The following is an 18,799-nucleotide window of genomic DNA, read 5'->3' as shown; positions in this document are numbered from 1 at the left end:
AACAAGTACTCACGGCTACTCGAGGCCCTGCTCGATGGCGTACCTGGTCAGCTCGACGCGGTTGGCCAGCTGCAGCTTGCGGAGCGTGGCCTGGACGTGGTTCTCGACGGTGCGGTGACTCAGCGACAGCTTGGTCGCGATCTGCTTGGCGCTGAGCCCTTTCGCGACGAACCGCAGAACCTCGGTCTCCCGTTCCGTGAGTTGAGGGATGGCAGGACCCTGCTCGTCGGCGGGCGCACTCGACATCCGGCGGTACTCCCCCAGCACGAGTCCGGCAAGCCCCGGTGTGAACACCGCCTGCCCCGCCGCGGTGGCCCGCACCGCGTCCAGCAGCTCCTCCACGGACGCGCTCTTCACGAGGTACCCGGACGCACCGGCCTTGACGGCGTCGAGGACGTCGTCACGCTCGGACGAGGCCGACAGCACCAGCACCCGGCTGTCCGGCGACACCTGGAGGACGGCGGCGGTGGCCGCGGCGCCGTTTCCGTCGGGCAGTTGCATGTCCATGAGCACGACGCCGGGACGGGTCGCGGCGGCCCGACGTCCCGCCGCGGCGACGCCGTCGGCCGTGGCGACCACGGTGAACCCGGCGCCTTCGAGGTCGCGGGCCACCGCGTCCCGCCACATCGGGTGGTCGTCGACGACCATCACGGTGATCTGCTCGCCAGTCTCCGTCTCACCCATGCGTTTCGTCTCCCTTCGGCACGCGGATCTCCCATTCGGTGCCGTGACCGGGTTCGGTGTCGAGTTCGGCGGTGCCGCCGAGCGCGCCGACGCGGCCCAGAATGGATTTCGATACTCCCATGCGGCCCTCCGCCTCCGCTTCGGCCAGCCGTCCCGGGGCGATTCCGCTGCCGTCGTCGCGGACGCTGACGATCACCTCGTCGCCCAGATCCTCCAGCAGCACGTACGCCCGGGCGCCGGTCCCCGCGTGCAGTGCGACATTGGACAGTGCCGTGTCGACGATCGCGACGAGTTCCGTCGCCCGGTCGCGCTCGATCGTCACCGGATGGGCCGGGGTCGACACGGACACCGTGGTGCTCGCCCGCGTGCCCAGCAACAGTCGCAGATCGATCAAGCTTCCACCCAGATCCGACGCCACACCCGCGCCCTGCTCGGAGATGAGCATGCGCAGCGCCACCTCCTGCTCGCCGGCGAGATCCGCGAGTTCGGCTGCGGGTCCCCCGATCTCGTTGCCGCGGCGGCGGACGAGCGCGAGCACCTGCAGGACGCCGTCGTGCACCTCACGGGCGAGTCGTTCCCGTTCCTCGGTGGCGGCGGCCAACCGCACCGCCTGCTCCAGTTGGGCCTGCGCACGCCTCGCGGTGGTGGTGGCGAGCCCGAGCGCCAGCCCCACCGACACCAGCACCGGCGCCGTCGCGTCCCGCCACAGGTCGAGGTTGACCTGGTCGCGCACCACCGCGCTCACCGTCGCCATCAGCACACCGGACGCCATCCCGAGCCACGGCCCGCCGAAGACGGCGGCGGAGATCACCGCGTTGGTGACCCACAGCGTCGTCGGCAGCGTCTGATGGTGGTTGTACCAATCATGATCGGCGACAAGGCGAGTCGACGCCATCAGCGCGATGACGATCAGCTGGTCGGCGATCACCACCTGGTAGCGCGGGACCTTCCCGTGGGACAGCAGGACGGCCGAGAGTCCCGACCACACCGCCATCAGGGCGACGAGGAACCAGCTCAGCCGCTGATGGGTGTAGTACTGCACCGACACGATCTGGTAGCTGATCGCGTACACCAGCGTGACGAGGCGGAACGCCTGCGCCGCCCGCCACAGCGGTGCGTCCGGCTGGGTGTCGAGCTCGGTCGCGGCCCGCGGCCGGTAGTGCAGGCGGGTGCGGTGCTCATTCCGGTCGGTCATGGGTCTGGGCGGTGTCGTCGAAGTGCGGGTCGTCGAAGTGCGGGTCGTCGAGGCGCGGGTGGGCGGGATGCGGCGGGTGCGGGACGTCGGCCTCGGCGGGATAGAGCGGGACTGCCGGGTCGTCGACCTCGAGTGCGTCGTAGGTGGCCTCGGGATCCGCGGACATGAGCGAGCGCACCGCCGTGTTCAGCAGCGCGACGATCGGCACCGCCAGGAGGCCGCCGACGATCCCGGCGAGCACGATGCCGGTGGTGATGGCCAGCACCACCGCGAGCGGGTGCAACCGGACCGCGCGGCCGAGCAGCAGGGGTTGCAGCACGTGGGCCTCGAGTTGCATCACCCCGATGATGATGCCGAGCACGATCAGCGCGGTGAGGAATCCCTTGGTGACGAGGGCAACCAGCACAGCGAGGAACCCGGTGAGGAACGCACCGACGATCGGGATGAACGCACCGATGAACACGAGCGACGCCAGCGGCAGGGCGAGCGGAACTCCCAGAATCGCCAGTCCCGCGCCGATTCCGATGGCGTCCGCGGCGGCCACCGCCACCGTGGCCCGGACGTACCCGATCAGCGAGCCGAACCCCTGACTCCCCGCCAGCCGGACCCGTCGCCGCGACGCGGTGGGGACGAGGCGGGTGACGAACTCCCAGATCTGAGATCCGCCGTAGAGGAAGAAGATGAGGGTGAACAGCGTCAGCAGGGCTCCGGTGAAGATCTCGCCGACGACAGTGGCGGTGGTCAGTGCCCCACTCGTCAGCTGCTGGCGGTTGTCCTGGATGGACTTCACCACCGAGTCGCCGGCCTGCCGGATCTGATCCTCGCTGAAGTGCAACGGGCCGTCCGTGAGCCACCCCTGGATCTGTGTGACGCTCGCCTCGAATTGTTCGGTCAGGCCGGGAAGACCTTCGATGAACTGCTCGACGACGAACGTCATGATCCCGGCGACGATGCCGATCGAACCGATGAGGACGACCAGGACGGCAGCCGACCGCGGCACGCCCTTGCCCTGCAACCAGTCGACGAGCGGCACCAGCAGCGCCGACGAGAGCAGCGCCAGGCCCACCGGAATGAGGACGGTGTCGAGCCTGGTCACGATGTATCCGAGGGTCAGCAGGCCCGCGAAGATGACGAGGAGCCGCCACGTCCATTCGGCCGCCACCCGCACCACCGGGTGCACGGACGCCGAGGGGTGACCCCCGCCCTGTGTTACCGCGGCAGTGTCCGAGCGTTGCTCGTTCGCGTTCACGTGCGGAGCGTATCGAGGTTCGGACAGTGCCGGGCGATTCGCGTGCGAAACACGCGCGCAGGGCACGCATATGCGCCTTTTAGGGGACGTGTCCTACGCCACCCGGTACACCCCCCGCTAAATTGAACGGCGTGCGGAAATCCTATAGAGCGATCGCGGCGACGGTCCGCAGCAGATGGCCGCTCTATATGGTTTCGATGCTCCTCGCCAATTTCATCGGCGCCATCCTCGTCTTCGCGTTCGTGCGTTACGGCGTGCCCATCCCCGAATCGCAGGAAATTATCGCCGACCGGGTCCGCAACGTCGCGATCTTCGGTGGCTATCTCGCGTTCGCCGCCGTGGTGAGTCTCACGGCCGCGGCGATGATGCTGAGGTCGGTAGTCCGCTGGCAGTTGCGTGGGGGTCCGCCGACGCGCAGCGAGCAGATGTCGGCGCTGCACGCACCGCTGCGACAGGCGATCGTGCACCTGGTGCTGTGGATCCTCGGCGGCATCATCTTCGTGCTGCTCACCATCACCGAGATGCCGGAACTCGCGGTGGCGGTGATCGTCACCGTCTGCATGGCCGCGACCACGACGTTCGGTTTCACCTACATGCTCGGCGAACGCATCCTGCGTCCCGTGGCCGCCCGCGCGCTCAGCGAGGGCGAGTTCGACCGGACCATGGCACCCGGTGTCGGTACCCGGATGGCCATGACGTGGGGTCTCGGAACGCTGATGCCGGTCATCGGCATCATCCTGCTGTGCGTGACGCAGATAACCACCGACCTGGTGTTCTCCCCGAACGCGCTCGCGTGGGCGATCATGCTGCTGTCGATCATCGCGATCGCGCAGGCGTTCGCGCTGTCGATGCTGACGGCCAGCCAGATCTCCGACCCGATCAAACAGCTGCGACGGGCCATCGAACGCGTCCAGCGCGGCGCCACCGACGTCCGGGTCGAGGTGTTCGACGGCAGCGAGATCGGGCGACTGCAGGTCGGGTTCAACCGCATGATGCGCGAATCGGATGAACGGCGGCTGCTGCGCGAACTGTTCGGTCAGCACGTCGGTGAGGACGTCGCACGGCGGGCCCTGCAGTTCGGTACCGAACTCGGCGGGGAGACGAGGTTCGTCGCGGTGCTGTTCGTCGACATGGTCGGCTCCACCGGCGCCGCCGCGGAGCGTCCCCCGGGCGAGGTCGTGAACCTGCTCAACGAGTTCTTCCGCGTCGTCGTCGACGTGATCGACCGGCACCACGGCTTCGTCAACAAGTTCATGGGTGACGCGGCTCTCGCGATTTTCGGCGCCCCGCTCGACCGCCCCGACGCACCGACGGCGGCGCTGGCGGCGGCCCGGGAGCTGCGGTTCGCGCTGAACGAGATCACCGGCCTCGACGTCGGTATCGGCGTCTCCGCAGGCCTCGCCGTCGCCGGCAACATCGGCGCCGCCGAACGCTTCGAGTACACGGTGATCGGCGACCCCGTCAACGAGGCGTCGCGGCTCACCGAACTCGCCAAGCTCCACCCCAGCCGTGTGCTGGCCTCGACGAGCGCCCTGTATTTCGCGGACGACGACGAACAGGCGCACTGGGAACTCGGCGAACAGGTCCAGTTGCGGGGGCGCCGCCGCAACACCCATCTGGCTTGGCCGGAGGACTATCCGGAGTAATCCGCTACCCGTTGGTTACGCTGGCCAGGTGGCCCAGCCTCGATCCGACCCGCCCACTGCCGAGCCTCCTCGGCAGCGAAGCCGATACTGGTGGATCAAATGGCTACTCGGCGCCGGCCTCCTGGCCCTGCTGACCGTCGAGGGCATCTACCTGTGGCCCACCCTCAGCGACTCGTGGAAAGCACTCACCGAGATCCACTGGGGGTGGGTCGCGGCATGTATCGCAGCCCAAGCCGTCTCCCTGAGCGGGTACGGCGCGGTCCAGCAGCGGCTGCTGCAGGCGGGTGGTGTCGTCGTCAGCCAGCTGAAGTCGGTGTCGGTGATCTACGCGAGCACCGCGATGGCCGTGAGCCTGCCGGCCGGTCAGGTGTTCTCGACCGCCTTCACCTACAAGCAGACCCGCAAGTGGGGTGCCACCCCCATCGTCGCGTCCTGGCAGCTGGCGATCTCCGGAGTGATCGCCGCGGGCAGCCTCGCGCTGCTCGGCGCTGCAGGCGCGTTCGCGGTGGGCACCAAGGTGAGTCCGGTCACGCTGGCACTGTCGCTGGTGGCCGCGTTCGGACTGTTCTACGGACTGCGATACATCTCACGTAACCCCGACTCGATCGAGTCGATCGGACACTGGGTGCTCACCCGGTACAACAAGTTCCGCAAGAATCCCCCCGAGACGGGTGTCGAACGGTGGAAGGAGATCCTGAGCCAGCTCGATTCGGTCGAGCTGAGCCGCAGGGATTCCGTCATCACGTTCGGGTGGTCGGCGGTGCACCGGCTCGCCGACGTCGCGTGCCTCGGCTTCGCCTGCTGGGCGGTGGGCGCGGAACCGTCGTTCGCGGGTCTGCTGATCGCGTTCGCCGCGGCCAAGGCCGTGGGCAGCATTCCACTCGCGCCGGGCGGGCTGGGGTTCGTCGACGGCACCCTGATCGCGACGCTGACGGCGGCGGGAGCCACCGCGTCGCAGGCCCTCGCGGCGGTGTTCGTCTACCGCGTCGTGAGCTACATCCTCGTCGCGATCGTCGGCTGGGTGGTGTTCTTCATCCTGTTCCGGCACAACCAGCACGAGGACCTGGAGATGGACCTCGAGTTCGAGCGCCGGGAGCAATCGTCACCGACCACCAAGCGCACGAAGCACACCGGGGACCCCGAGCCCGACTCCCAGCCGTGAGTACTTCTTAACCGCCGGACGTTGACAAGTACTCACAGGCGGCGAAGCCGCATGATCCGGACGGCCTGCTCGGCGTCGCCGTCCGCGATCGCCTCCACCAGCAGTCGGTGGTCGTCCGCGTCGGGCTCACTGTGCGCGGTCAGGTCCAGCACGTCCATCAGGTCGAGCATCGCTTCGCGCAGCCGCGGGACGAACGTCTCGAACAATTCGGTCAGCACCGGGTTGCGCGCCGCGACCACGACCGCGCGATGCAGGGCGATGTCTGCGTCGACGAACGCGGCAGCCCCGGTTCCGGACGCTGCGGACCGGGCGTCCAGGGCCTGGCGGAGCGCCGCGACATCGTCCTCGCCGCGCCGGGCCGCGGCCAGCCGGGCCGCCTCGATCTCGACGGTGTTACGCACCTCGACGACGTGCCGGATCTCCTCGGTCCGGAGCACCCGGTCCCAGCCCTGCCGTGGCGACGACCCGCGGAGAAAGACGCCGGCCCCTTGCCGCGACTCGAGCATGCCGAGGCCCGCGAGCATCCGGACGGCCTCGCGCACCGTCGACCGTCCGACGCCCAGTTCCGCGGCCAGTGTGGTCTCGCCGGGAAGCTTGGCGCCGACCTCCCATTCACCGCTCTCGATCCGAGAGCGCAGCAGGTCCGCCGCCTGGTCCGTCAGCAGGTGGCGTCGTATCGACGAGGTCACTCAGAACTCCTCAGGTTGTCTGATGAGTGATTTTCTCCTTGTCTAGCGCCGTGGCGTTCCGTGGACTTCTCCTCCACTGCCGCGGCGGGGCCTGAAGGCCGGCACCCTGCCGCGGGGTTTCGCCGCGTCGGTCGTCTCGTGCACCCCCTTTCCGAGGAGCAGACCGTGATGACCAGCACCGTCCCCACCTGGAACACCCACCAACCCTCGCCGATGCCCTCCGATCGCTACCGCGCGATCTGGGACCGCGTTCCCGTCCCCGACCTCGACCGCACCTGGCCGGCGCGACGCACGACCACCGCCCCGCTGTGGGTTCCCGTCGATATGCGCGACGGCAACCAGGCCCTCGCCGAGCCGATGGATCCGGAGCGCAAACGCACGTTCTTCGAACTGCTGATCTCGATCGGCTACAAGGAGATCGAGGTCGGATACCCGTCCGCGAGCCAGACCGATTTCGACTTCGTCCGCGACCTCGTGCGTCTGGACCTGGTGCCCGAGGACGTGACGATCGTCGTCTTCACCGCGGCCCGCGACGATCTGATCGCCAGGACGTACGAGGCGGTCGAGGGACTGCGGAACGTCGTGGTGCACATGTACACCGCGACGGCGCCGACGTGGCGCTCCGTCGTGCTCGGCAAGGACCGGAAAGCGCTGCACCGGTTGATCTTCGATGCAGCGCAGGAGGTGGCACGCGGCGCCGGCGATCATTCGGGCCGGCGGTTCGAGTTCTCACCCGAGGTGTTCAACCTGACCGAGCCGGACTTCGTGCTCGACGTGCGCAACAGCCTGACCCGACTGTGGGACGCGAGCCCCGACCGTCCCGTGATCCACAATCTGCCTGCCACGGTGGAGGTCTCGACGCCCAACGTGTATGCCGATCAGATCGAGTACGTGCACCGGCATCTGGAGCGGCGGGAGTCGGTCATCCTGTCGGTGCACCCGCACAACGACCGCGGCACCGGGGTCGCCTGCGCCGAACTGGCGGTGCTGGCGGGTGCGCAGCGGGTCGAGGGCTGCCTGTTCGGCAATGGTGAGCGGACCGGCAACGTCGATCTGGTGACGCTGGCCCTGAATCTGCACGCGCAGGGCGTCGACCCGATGATCGACCTCTCGGACATCGACACGGTGCGGCGAACCGTCGAGTACTGCAATCGGATTCCCGTTCACGAGCGGCACCCCTACGGCGGCGACCTCGTGTACACGGCGTTCTCCGGTACCCATCAGGATTCGATCAAGAAGGGATTCGCGGAGCATCGGGCGTCCGCAGCAGCAGCAGGGCTGGATGCGAGGAGCGCACCGTGGGCGGTGCCGTACCTGCCGATCGACCCGGCGGACGTGGGACGCGACTACCAGGCCGTCATCCGCATCAACAGCCAATCCGGCAAGGGGGCATCGCGCACCTGCTGCAGACCGAATACGGTGTCACGCTGCCGCGGCGGCTCCAGATCGACTTCGCCGCGAAGGTGCAGGAGGCGGCGGACACGTCGGGGCTCGAGATCACGGCCGAGGAACTGTGGACACTGTTCTGCGCCGAGCACGGCTATCGGGGCGGCCTCGGCCGCTGGTCCGTCGAGCACGGCGCGGACGGTGACCGGCTGTTCGTCGTGTTCGACGTCGACGGTGTGGAAGTGTCGGGCGAGGCGGTGGCCACCGGCCCCGTCGAGGCGATGACCCATGTCCTCGCGTCGAAGGGCGTGGACGTGGACGTCCTCTCCCTGACTCAGCACTCGCAGAAGTCGGATAGCGACAGCGCGGCGATCACGTTGGCGGAGTGCCGCGTCGGCGATCGGACGGTGTGGGGCATGGGCTCACATCAGTCGGTGACGGCCTCCGCGATCCGGGCGGTGTATCGAGCCGTGAGTACTTCTTAACCGCCGGACGTTAAGAAGTACTCACGGGCGGCGAAGCCGCAAAGGAGCGAATCGCCTCCGCCACCACGTCCGGCCGGTCCTCGGGCATCAACGTGTAACTGTCCTCGACCTCCCGTAGTTGGGCGTGCGGGTACAGTTCCGCCAACCGCCGGCCGTGGTCGCGGGGCATCACCTTGTCCTCGACGGCCCACAGCACGAGGACCGGCCGGTCGAAGCTCCGGTTCGCTTCCGCCCAGTCCAGCAGCGTCGACTTGGGTGGCAGGGATGTCGTGTACTTGCGCAGGTCTCGCCGCACCCGGCGGTCGGTGGTCGCGGGCCGGAACCAGCCGTCCATCACCGGTTTCGGTACCGGTCGCTTGCTCATCCAGCCCCACGCCGCCGGCGCCCGGCGCATCGCCCGGAATCGCAACGCCTGCATGGTCAGGGCGAGGCCACCGGGGATCGCCACCGCGACACCTATCGCGCGACCGGGAATTCCCGGCGGATAGTTGTCGAACGCCTCGCACGGCGTGAGGACGAGCGCCGCGACGCGGCTGGTGTCACCGAGCGCGATGAACACTTGCGCGCCGCCCCAGTCGTTCTGCACGAGTGTGACGTCCGCGAGGTCGAGTCGCTCGAGGAATTCGCCGATCAGCAGTCCGAGGCCGCGCAACGAGAGGTCGGCGTCCTCGTGCATCGGAATGCGGTGCGCGCCGAGCGGGAGGATGGGGAGGATGCAGCGGAAGTCCGGAACGAGCCGCTCCACCACGTGTCGCCACACGGTGCCGTCGATCGTCAGTCCGGAGATGAACACGAGGACGGGGCCGTCGCCACCGGTGTCGTGGTACTCGACGGTGCCTGCGGAGAGGTCGATCTGCTTCATGGCGCTCACTCCATTTGATAGATCGTTCTACTGAAATTCACGTTACGATCAGGTAGGCACCGAGCGCAACGGTCGGAGGCAGGAAAGTGAAAGACACGAAGGCCCGGATCCTCGGCACCAGCGGCGAACTCTTCCGCCGCAACGGATACACCGGGACCGGACTCAAACAGGTCGCGGCGGAGGCGCGCGCCCCGTTCGGGTCGATCTACCACTTCTTCCCCGGCGGCAAGCAGCAACTCGGCGAGGAGGTCATCCGCTCGTCGGGCGAGGAGTACGCCCGGCTCGTGTTCTCCATCCTCGACGCGCATCCCGACATCCTCGAGGGGATCGAGGTGGGGTTCCGGTTGGCGGGCGAGACCCTGGTGGCCACCGATTACGCGGACGCATGCCCGATCGCCACGGTCGCACTCGAGGTCGCGAGCACCAACGAGGTGCTCCGCGTGGCCACGGCCGACGTATTCACGAGCTGGATCGACTCGGGCAGCGCCCTGCTGCGCGCCCGCGGATTCGCCGAGACCGATGCGCGGCGTCTGATCCTCGGCTTCGTCACCAGCCTGGAGGGCGCGTTCGTCCTGGCCCGCGCACTCCGCAGCACCGAACCGCTCGATGCCGCCGGCACCACGGTCCTCGCCGCCGCGCGGGCCTGCCTCCCGTCGCGCGAGTGACAGGCGTCACACTCGGGTTGCGGAAGAAATCCACCGGGTTCATAGTTGAACCTACAAGAACTTGAACATTCAACTAATTGAGTCGACGATCCGAGGAGTTTTCATGACCACCGCCACCGCCACCCTGCCCAACCTCACCGCCGGAACCTGGGCCATCGACACCGTCCACTCCACCGTCGGCTTCTCCGTCCGCCACCTCATGGTCAGCAAGGTCCGCGGCACCTTCAACGACTTCACCGGCGCGATCACCGTCGCCGAGGACGGCACCGCCGCCGTCACCGCCGAAATCCAGGTCGCATCCATCGACACCAAGAACACCGACCGCGACGCCCACATCAAGTCCGCCGACTTCTTCGACGCCGAGCAGTACCCCACCGCCACCTTCACCTCCACCGCCGTCCGCGCCAAGGGCGACGACTACGTCGTCGACGGCGAATTCACCCTCCACGGCGTCACCCGCCCGGTCGAGCTCGCCCTCGAATTCAACGGCGTCAACCCCGGCATGGGCAACGGCCCGGTCGCCGGCTTCGAAGCCACCACCGTCCTCAACCGCAAGGACTTCGGCATCACCATCGACATGCCCCTCGAAGGCGGCGGAGCCGTCGTCGGCGACAAGATCACCATCACCCTCGAGATCGAGGCCGGCCTGCAGGCCTGACCCATGGGCGTCGATATCAGCGGTAGTGAACGAGTGCCCGTTCCGACCTGGGACTGTCGTTCGCTCGCAGTCTCAGATTCTGGTGATCGGTGGGATGACGTACGTCTGATCCAGCACTGATGGTGCGGGCTCGTACATTCTGAGTACGGGCCGGAAGTCTCCTGCGGGAGAGGGCAACCAGTTCGCGGCCGCGGCATCACTCGCGGGTTTGGTGTGGCTGATGGTGATGGTCAACGACCCCTCCTCGTCGCGCACGATCCCGGGGGTGCGATCACCGATCGAATAGCGGTTGATCGGGTTGCTCACCAGGAAGAAGTCCGGCACCGAGTACATGGTCAGCGACCAGAATGCGTCAACGGGCGGAGTCGGATCGAGGCGGAGTGTGTACGTATTCGAACCGGTGAGCTGCCGGCCCTGATCGTCGAGGTAGGTCATGATGTATGCCGCCTCGTAGGGGTGATTCCCCCAGAGCCCTCCCTTGGCTGCGGCAGCCCGCTCGATGATCCGCAAGGTCGGGTCCTCGATCTTGAATCGTGCGTCGTCGAGCGAACCGACTTCGAAGAAATCGAGGTTGTAGTCGAAGGCGTGGAACGTCAGCTTCCAGCCGTTGACTTCGGGACTCGACCCCTTTTTCAGTACCGTGTCCAGATTTTGACGACCGGCAGCTAAGCCTGCCCGCAGAGCTGCCGCCGTCTCGTCGTCCGGTGACGAGTAGGGAGTGGGGCCGGATCGGTCGATTCCGAGCGGTGCGAACGAGTCCTGCAATGCGCGATCGCGTGTAGCCGGCGGGAAGGCCTGTGACCACAGTCGTAGCTTCTCGAAGAACCGAAGGTCGGTGCCGACCGTCGGATCCGGCGACGGGAGACCCGCGGGTCGGGTGCCGGCGTCGAGCACGGTCAGAGTGGTCGAATCCTGCAATGCATGAACAGCCGGAAGGTCGTCGTCGCCGGAGCATCCCCACCTGCCGACGATCGAGGCAATGGTCGTAGGGAACGTGATGACGGTGGCGTCGCCCGGTTCGCCGGCGTTCCAGCCCGGCGGCACCAGCAGGAAATCGGCGGCGGCGGTGCCGGTGGCGCGGTGGCCAACGTACGCGAAGTTGTTGGTCCAGGCGTCGACGAACTGCAGCACGTAGTACCGGCCGGCAGTGTCCGGAACGTGCAGGGCGACAGGTCCCACGGACAGATCTATCTGGGCCATCGAGTACACGGTGTCGTTGTTGATGGTCACGAACGTGTCTGCCGGGCCGGCTAAGGCTCGCGCATGGCTGAAGGTGTTGAACCCTGCTGCGGGATTCGCTCCGACTCCCTCGTGGACATACCGGTGGACCTGGTCCAAGTTGAAGACGAGGGGAAATCCGTAGATGTAGGCATGAGATGCCAGATCGGACAACGTCTGGTTCGTCACGGCAATCCTGTTCTTCGTCTCGGATACGCGTCGGGTCTCCATACCGGCCCGACTGTGGGCGAGCCGTACGATTTACAACAATGCGGTGATCAGCCCCGGTCGTGCATCACCCGATGCGGATGAGGAACCTGCGAGCGTTCCCACGTATCGACCCGCACCGCGTCATCGTATGAACGCCGTGCCCTTCCACGATCGGTGACCGCACGACCGTCAGCTCGCGACGCGTTCCGGCCGGCGCGGTCTCGCGATCAGCGCGAAGTCGATCAGCCGGAACTGTGAGAAGGCACCACCTCTAGGCTGGCCGTGTGAAGAAGTACCTCCCCGCGCTCGTCCTGGACGTCGTCGTCGTGATCGTGTTCTGCGCCATCGGCCGCCGCAGCCACGACGAAGCCAACGCACTGACGGGTCTGGCCACCACGGCGTGGCCGTTCCTGACCGGCCTGGCGGTCGGCTGGCTCGCCACCGTCGCGCTCTACCGCGACAAGTTCGACGCCTTCCTCATCGTCCCGACCGGCATCGTGGTGTGGCTGTCGACGCTCGTGGTGGGCATGCTGTTGCGCGTCGTCAGCGGCCAGGGAACGGCGTTCAGTTTCGTCCTCGTGGCGGGCACGGTGCTCGCCGTGTTCCTCCTCGGCTGGCGGGCCGTCGCGAAGATCGTGACGAAGTCGCGCGCCACCACCCGATAGCGGCGAATCCGCCCCGACGGCACACGCACACCCGCTCGAGGTGAGACAGTTTTCCCATGAGTGACACCATCGATCCGGCCCGGGACGAGAAGCGGTCCGACCGCAGCTTCTTCGGCCAGCCGTTCGCCCTCGCGAACCTGTTCGGCGTCGAGATGTGGGAGCGGTTCTCCTTCTACGGGATGCAAGGCATCCTGATCTACTACCTCTACTATTCCGCCGCCGACGGTGGCCTCGGAATCGCCGAGTCGTCCGCGACCAGCATCGTCGGCGCCTACGGCGGCACGGTGTATCTGTCCACCATCCTCGGCGCGTGGATCGCCGACCGGCTCCTCGGCTCCGAACGGACCCTGTTCTACAGCGCCATCCTCGTCATGCTCGGCCACATCGCCCTGGCCGTGTTCCCGGGGCTGTGGGGGGTGGGCATCGGCCTGGTCTGCGTCGCATTCGGTAGTGGCGGGCTCAAGGCCAACGCCACATCTCTCGTCGGTGATCTCTACGACGAGGACGACGACCGCCGGGACGCCGGATTCTCCATTTTCTACATGGGTATCAACCTCGGCGCCCTCGTCGGCCCGTTGCTGACGGGCTGGGCGCAGGACTCCATCGGATTCCACGCCGGCTTCGCGCTCGCCGCGATCGGCATGGCCCTCGGACTGATCCAGTACACGCTCGGCCGCAAGCACCTCCGCGGCATCGGTGCGGAACCGCCCAATCCCCTCCCCCGCGCTCAGCGGCCCAAGTGGATCGCGATCGGCGCCGCCGCGGTCGTGGTGATCGCGGCCCTGTCCCTGACCGGGGTGATCACCGCGGCCAACATGTCGGACATCGTGGTCGGCCTCACCATCGTCGCGGCGATCGGCTACTTCGCGATCATGTTGTCGAGCCGCCGCATCACCGCCGTCGAGCGCAGCCGCGTCTACGCGTTCATCCCGATGTTCATCGCCAGCGCGGTGTTCTGGTCGCTGTTCCAGCAGCAGTTCACCACCGTCGCGGTGTACTCCGACAAGCGACTCGACCGCAACCTGTTCGGCTGGGATTTCCCGCCGTCGTGGGTGCAGTCCATCAACCCGGTCTTCATCATCATCTTCGCCGGCGTCTTCGCGGCCGCGTGGACGAAGCTCGGACCCCGTCAGCCGTCGTCGCCGATCAAGTTCGCGGCGGGCACCGTCATCATGGGTATCGCGTTCCTGGCGTTCATCCCGATGTCGGGTGGCGGCGCGAACAGCGCACCGCTGCTGGGTCTGGCCGGAATCCTGTTGCTGTTCACGTTCGCCGAACTGCTGCTGTCCCCGGTCGGGCTGTCGCTGTCGACCAAGCTGGCGCCCGAGGCCTTCCACACCCAAATGGTGGCGTTGTTCTTCCTGTCCGTCGCCCTGGGCACCGCCATGGCGGGCACACTGGCCGGCTACTACGACGAGAACAACGAAGTTCCGTACTTCACCGCGGTCGGGCTGGGCTCGATCGCCGTCGGTGTGCTCCTCGCCATCGGGTCACCGTGGATCCGGCGTCTGATGAAAGGTGTGCACTGAGCGTCGTCTCAGCGCACCCACAACCACGCGGCCAACCCGAATCCCGCGATTGCGATGACGACGCGGAGGACGGACGGTGGTATCCGCCTGACGACGGGCGGGCCGCACCAGCCACCGGCCAGGGCGCCGATCGCCATCGCGGCGGCGGCGCCCCAGTGGACGGGGCCGAAGATCGCGAACCCGATCGCCGCCACCAGGTTCGCGACGCCGAGGAGAAAGCTCTTCAGGATGGTCGCGCGCCAGATCTTCTCCGAGGTGAGGATCAGCGCGATCGCCAGGAAGATCACGCCGGCGCCCGCGCCGAAGTACCCGCCGTAGATGGCGACGGCGAACAGCGACACCGAGTACGCGCGTGGCATGTCCCGCTCGCCCGCCAGCGCGCGGAGCCGGGGCTGCAACAGCAGCGCCAGCGCGGCGAACGCCACCATGAACGGAACGATCGCCTCGAACGACCCCGCCGGGGCCACCAAGAGGATTCCCGCGCCGACCAGGCCGCCCGCAGCCGAGTACAGCGCCCAGCGCCACAGCTTGGGGCCGGTGTCGGCTACCTCCCGCGTCGAGTTGGACAGGGCGCCGACGCCGACCGCCACCATCGCGACCGTGTTGGTGACGTTCGCGGTCACCGGCGGAAGACCGACCGCGAGAAGTGCGGGATACGACACGATGGACGCCAGGCCGGTGACGAAGCCGACCAGTCCCGCGAAGAACCCCGCTACGACGAGAAGACCGATATCAAGCAGGGACACAAAGAAGAAACTTACCCTTGCTCACTTACTCCATCAGCGCGGACGGCCCCGCCATTCCCTCAGTTCGCCGGCTTCGCCATCACCGTGTCCTCAGTTCGCCGGCTTCGCCATCTCACGGAACAGCATGTCGGTCATCTTCACCGCGCGGTCCCCACCGTCGGCGTCGGCGACGAAGACCGCGAAGGCCAGGTCGCCGCGTGAGCCGTAGAACCAGCGGTCGTCGCCGCTCGCACCGTTCATGCCCATGAGGTCCGGGTAGCCGTTGAGGAACGACGCCCCGCCCCGCACCACGTTGTCGCGCATCATGCCGCGGAGCTGGTCGTTGACGTTCGCCGGAAGCGGCTGAGCGGCCACATCCGTGGTGCCCGGCTGCCCCTGGACGATCATCGGTGTCGGCGCGCTGCCCCGCGCGATCGACGCGGCCAGCATGGCCATCCCGAACGGCGTCACGGCGGGCAGGTCGCTGTCCTGACGGTTCATCACCTGGTTCATGCCCGACTGGTCGGCGGTGAAGACGGCGGTCTGATGGTCGAGGCCCGGGATCTTGTAGTTCATGCCGAGCCCCAGCTGATTGCCTGCCTTCTCGATGTCCTCGATCGACAGCGACGACGGGTCGACGCCCTTCTGCAGTCCGGCGGCCTTCTTCACCAGGTCGAGGTTCGATCCGGCCGGGTAGAGCCCCTGGAACGCGATCGGCCCCTGCTCCATCGCCTGGTTGTTCTGCGCGGCGGCCAGCACGGCGCCGGAGGACGGCTGGATCGCGACGATCGTCGCGGGGGTGCCGACACTGACCACGGCTTCCTCGGCTGCCAGCTGCAGGCGGGAGTCCATGGTCGCGACGATGTCCGGTCCGGGCGGGCCCTGGAAACCTGCCTGCGGAATCAGCGTGCCGTCGGGGTCCACGAGGTGGACGGCCCAGCCGGCCGTGGCATCCCGGTTGGCCTGCCACACCTTGCGCAGCGGATCCAGCAGCGGTGTCGTGATGCGCCGATCCGCCGTGATCAGCTTCGGCGTCTTGATGGTGATGACGCCGGGGATCGCAAGATCCTGCTCGAGGAACTCCCAGTCCTGGTCGCGCAGCAGCACGGCGGTGACCTGCTGGCCGGGCTTCTCGGCCATCTCCGCCATCATCGTGTCGGACGTCACGAGGGGTGCCACCGGCTCGAGGACCTCCGCGAGACGCCGGGTGGTCGCGACGGGATCGGGCATCGTGGCGGGATCGAGGGTGACCGAGTTGATGGTCTGCTCGTTCATGAGCAACCCGCCGAACGCGTCGAAGACCCGCGGCGGAGCGGCGTCCGTCCGGTCGTAGCGGACGATACGCCCGTTGCCCAGGTCGGGCGCGAGGATCGACGGATCCCAGGAGATGCGCCAGCCGACGGACAGGTTCCGCACACCACCCTGAACCTGGTAGGTCCAATCCTTGCCCTCACCGAAATGCCAAGCGGCACCAACGGTGAAGAAGCCGGAGTCGGAGCCGAGATCCATGAACTGGGTCAGGTCGAACTTGGCGTCCTCGGGTTTGAGACCGTCGAACATCTGCTGAATCGCCGTCTCCGCGGCGTTGGGATACGAGGTCTGCGCTGCCGCGGCAGCGGCGTCGCCCTCGTTCAGCGCGTTGACGAAGTCGTCGACGACCGACTGAGCGGTCGCCTCCTCTTTCGACAGCACACACGACGCCAGAATCACCGCCAAAATGACTGCCGACGTCAGGGCGATCACGTATCTGTTGCGGCGGCCAAGCGATCGTCCATTCCCCATGTCCACCATCTTGCTTTCAGTCACATGCGTAACAAGCACCATTTGCCTACGAAGGAGTTACGGTTGAGCCACAACTTATCCCCGAACAGCAACGCGCGAACGGGTTTATCGAAGAAAACGCCCCGCAGCCTGCACAGCAGGGGCCGAACTGTCACCTGTTGCTATAAAAACGGCAAATGCTAGGTCGTCCTTGATTCCGACGAACCAGCCGTGTGCGGGACCATTTCCCGACTCGGCCGTGCCCGTTTTGCCGAGCAGTCCCGGAATGTCCTGCAGCGCAGTAGCGGTACCGCCCGTCACAGTTTCGCGCATCATCGTCCGGAGGTCGGAAGTGACGTTCGCAGGCACGGTGGGCGCCGTCTTGTCGGCGGTTCCCGGTTGGCCTTGCACGATCATAGGCGACGGCGTCGAACCGTTCGCGATGGAGGCGGCCACCATGGCCATTCCGAACGGCGTCGCGGTCACCTGCCCCTGCCCGATCCCGGACTCGACACGGGCCGCCGGACTGTCTGCGACGGGCACGTTGCCGGTCACGGTCGTCAGCCCGGGCGTCACGTAGTCGACGCCCAGCCCGAACTGCAGCGCGGCTTGCTGCAGGGCGTCGGGCGGCAACCCGACCGCCAGCCGTCCCATGGTGGTGTTGCACGAACGGGCGAACGCGGTGTGCAGCGGGACCGCGCCCAGGTCGAATTCGTCGTCGTTGGGGATCTGCCTGCCCTCGATGTTCTCGGTGCCGGGGCAGGGCAGAACGGTGTCCGGTGTGGCGGCACCGGCCTGCAGGGCCGCGGACGTGGTCACCGTCTTGAACGTGGATCCCGGCGGGTAGAGGCCGGTCAGCGCGATCGGGCCGAGTGCATCGGCCGGAGCGTTCTGCGCCACCGCCAGCACCTCGCCCGTGGAGGGTCGCAGGGCGACGATGGCGGCCTGCTGCGGGACGTCGGCGAGCGCCCGCTCGGCAGCCATCTGCATCGGGAGATCGAGGGTCGTCGCGATGTCGGGGGCGTCGGGCCCCTGTTCACCGGCGATGCTCTTGGCCGCGCCGTCCTGACCGACCAACTGCACCGCCCAGCCGGCGGAGGCGTCCTGCCCCTCCTGCCACAGGTCACCGAGGCCCGCCAGGGTGGGTGAGGCCAACGCTTTGTCGGTGCTGAGCAGCCTGGTCTGCGGCGCCAGCGTCACGCCGGCGAGTTGCCGCAGCTGCGGTTCGATCGGCGCCAGGTCCTCGGCGCGCAACGAGATGGCCGTGACCGGCTTGCCCTGGGCGCCGGCAAGATCCTGCTGGAGCGAGGCCGCGGTGATCGTCGGCGCGATGGGCGACAGCAACGCCGCCACCGCCGCGGTGTCGGCCCCCTGTTCGAGGTTGACCAGCGTCACGACCTGTTGTTCGAGGATCGGTGCCCCACCCGCGGCGAGGACCTTCGGTGGCGTCCCGGTCGTGGTGGTGTACCGGACGGTGGTGTCGTCGGTGAGACCGGGTGCGAGCACGGCCGGGTCCCAGACGATCTTCCAGTCGTCGCCTTCCTTGGTGGCGTTGCCGGTGGTGCTGTACTTCCACTCCTGCCCCGGGGCGAACGGCCACGACACGTCCATCGTGAACGTGCCGCCGTCGTCGCCGGACTCCTGCACGTCGGTGCGGGTGAACGTCCCGTCCTTGTTTCCGAGCCCGTCGTACATCGCCGTGATCGCGGCGGTGGCGGCGGCCGGATCGGTGGTGAGTTGGGCGGCGGCCTGCACGTCGTCGCTGTTCAGGGCGTCGGCGAACTGCTGCGAGACGGTGTCGGGCTGGTCCGGTCCGAAGAGTCCGCAGGCGGAGAGCACCGTCGCGAGGACGGCGATTCCGGCCGCTGCCTTCCGGGTGGGGGTGGGACGGATGGGGCTGTGACGAACGGTTGAGGTGCGCACGGACTCGATCATGCCTGACGTGGTGGCGCGCTTCGAATAATCGGTGTAATCATGTAATCAGTGCTGCATCGCAGTGATCGCGGCACC

General features: G+C 67.5%; 15 protein-coding genes and 1 pseudogene. 7 read left to right on the top strand and 9 right to left on the bottom strand.

Going from position 1 to position 18,799, the window contains the following annotated elements; translation table 11 throughout:
- Positions 1-15: 15 nt before the first annotated feature.
- From QM806_RS06335 to QM806_RS06325, 3 genes are read right to left on the bottom strand one after another with little or no spacing between them, the layout of a single operon-like run.
- Positions 16-684: a response regulator gene (locus QM806_RS06335; protein WP_054248598.1), complete on the bottom strand. Its 669-nt coding sequence runs from the start codon at positions 682-684 to the stop codon at positions 16-18.
- Entirely contained in the window at positions 677-1,879 is a 1,203-nt protein-coding gene (gene macS / locus QM806_RS06330) for a MacS family sensor histidine kinase (RefSeq protein WP_120659617.1), read from the bottom strand. The genes QM806_RS06335 and macS overlap by 8 nt, the downstream gene beginning before the upstream one ends.
- Positions 1,863-3,128, bottom strand: coding sequence for an AI-2E family transporter (locus QM806_RS06325; protein WP_005573348.1), 1,266 nt, complete (start codon positions 3,126-3,128; stop codon positions 1,863-1,865). The genes macS and QM806_RS06325 overlap by 17 nt, the downstream gene beginning before the upstream one ends.
- A 188-nt stretch (positions 3,129-3,316) precedes the next feature.
- Between QM806_RS06325 and QM806_RS06320 the strand changes: the two genes are divergently transcribed.
- Both QM806_RS06320 and QM806_RS06315 read left to right on the top strand, forming a co-directional pair.
- The gene (locus tag QM806_RS06320) at positions 3,317-4,774 is read left to right on the top strand and encodes an adenylate/guanylate cyclase domain-containing protein (protein WP_005258596.1); all 1,458 of its coding nucleotides are present in this window, start codon (positions 3,317-3,319) and stop codon (positions 4,772-4,774) included.
- 28 nt (positions 4,775-4,802) lie between these two features.
- Positions 4,803-5,936: a lysylphosphatidylglycerol synthase transmembrane domain-containing protein gene (locus QM806_RS06315; protein ID WP_005258597.1), complete on the top strand. Its 1,134-nt coding sequence runs from the start codon at positions 4,803-4,805 to the stop codon at positions 5,934-5,936.
- A gap of 32 nt (positions 5,937-5,968) precedes the next feature.
- On the opposite strand, the gene QM806_RS06310 is transcribed toward QM806_RS06315, so the two are convergent.
- Positions 5,969-6,625 carry a FadR/GntR family transcriptional regulator gene (locus QM806_RS06310; protein WP_054248600.1) on the bottom strand — a complete coding sequence of 219 codons (657 nt, stop codon included), beginning with the start codon at positions 6,623-6,625 and terminating at the stop codon, positions 5,969-5,971.
- Between the two features lie 168 nt (positions 6,626-6,793).
- Between QM806_RS06310 and QM806_RS06305 the strand changes: the two are divergent.
- Positions 6,794-8,496, top strand: a pseudogene (locus QM806_RS06305) (2-isopropylmalate synthase).
- Between the two features lie 10 nt (positions 8,497-8,506).
- Here QM806_RS06305 and QM806_RS06300 read toward each other — a convergent pair.
- Positions 8,507-9,358, bottom strand: coding sequence for an alpha/beta fold hydrolase (locus tag QM806_RS06300; RefSeq protein WP_005571312.1), 852 nt, complete (start codon positions 9,356-9,358; stop codon positions 8,507-8,509).
- Between the two features lie 86 nt (positions 9,359-9,444).
- Here QM806_RS06300 and QM806_RS06295 point away from each other — a divergent pair, with 86 nt between their 5' ends.
- Positions 9,445-10,023, top strand: a complete 579-nt coding sequence (locus QM806_RS06295; protein WP_005571313.1) for a TetR/AcrR family transcriptional regulator — start codon at positions 9,445-9,447, stop codon at positions 10,021-10,023.
- Positions 10,024-10,126: 103 nt separating this feature from the next.
- Entirely contained in the window at positions 10,127-10,681 is a 555-nt protein-coding gene (locus QM806_RS06290; protein WP_133986187.1) for a YceI family protein, read from the top strand.
- A 72-nt stretch (positions 10,682-10,753) separates the two neighbouring features.
- On the opposite strand, the gene QM806_RS06285 is transcribed toward QM806_RS06290, so the two are convergent.
- Positions 10,754-12,088, bottom strand: a complete 1,335-nt coding sequence (locus QM806_RS06285) for a DUF1254 domain-containing protein (RefSeq protein WP_133986186.1) — start codon at positions 12,086-12,088, stop codon at positions 10,754-10,756.
- A 305-nt stretch (positions 12,089-12,393) separates the two neighbouring features.
- Between QM806_RS06285 and QM806_RS06280 the strand changes: the two genes are divergently transcribed.
- Together QM806_RS06280 and QM806_RS06275 are read left to right on the top strand one after the other, a co-directional pair.
- Positions 12,394-12,774 carry a DUF3054 domain-containing protein gene (locus tag QM806_RS06280; RefSeq protein WP_283290764.1) on the top strand — a complete coding sequence of 127 codons (381 nt, stop codon included), beginning with the start codon at positions 12,394-12,396 and terminating at the stop codon, positions 12,772-12,774.
- 56 nt (positions 12,775-12,830) lie between these two features.
- Positions 12,831-14,303 (top strand): peptide MFS transporter, encoded by a 1,473-nt coding sequence (locus QM806_RS06275; RefSeq protein ID WP_005263665.1) that lies wholly within the window; start codon positions 12,831-12,833, stop codon positions 14,301-14,303.
- Between the two features lie 8 nt (positions 14,304-14,311).
- Here the strand turns inward: QM806_RS06275 and QM806_RS06270 are convergent, their stop codons facing one another.
- The 3 genes from QM806_RS06270 to QM806_RS06260 all read right to left on the bottom strand — a co-directional run bounded on the left by QM806_RS06270 (position 14,312) and on the right by QM806_RS06260 (position 18,724).
- Positions 14,312-15,049, bottom strand: coding sequence for a sulfite exporter TauE/SafE family protein (locus QM806_RS06270; protein WP_167116183.1), 738 nt, complete (start codon positions 15,047-15,049; stop codon positions 14,312-14,314).
- A 90-nt stretch (positions 15,050-15,139) separates the two neighbouring features.
- Positions 15,140-16,819 carry an NTF2-like N-terminal transpeptidase domain-containing protein gene (locus QM806_RS06265; RefSeq protein WP_081276677.1) on the bottom strand — a complete coding sequence of 560 codons (1,680 nt, stop codon included), beginning with the start codon at positions 16,817-16,819 and terminating at the stop codon, positions 15,140-15,142.
- A 96-nt stretch (positions 16,820-16,915) separates the two neighbouring features.
- Positions 16,916-18,724, bottom strand: coding sequence for a penicillin-binding transpeptidase domain-containing protein (locus QM806_RS06260; protein WP_283290761.1), 1,809 nt, complete (start codon positions 18,722-18,724; stop codon positions 16,916-16,918).
- Positions 18,725-18,799: the final 75 nt, after the last annotated feature.

Origin of the sequence: Rhodococcus sp. IEGM 1351 (assembly GCF_030056875.1) — a bacterium.
Taxonomy (GTDB): Bacteria; Actinomycetota; Actinomycetes; order Mycobacteriales; family Mycobacteriaceae; genus Rhodococcus_F; species Rhodococcus_F opacus.
Note: the sequence above shows the minus strand (reverse complement) of the source record. Positions and strands in the feature narration are given on the sequence as shown.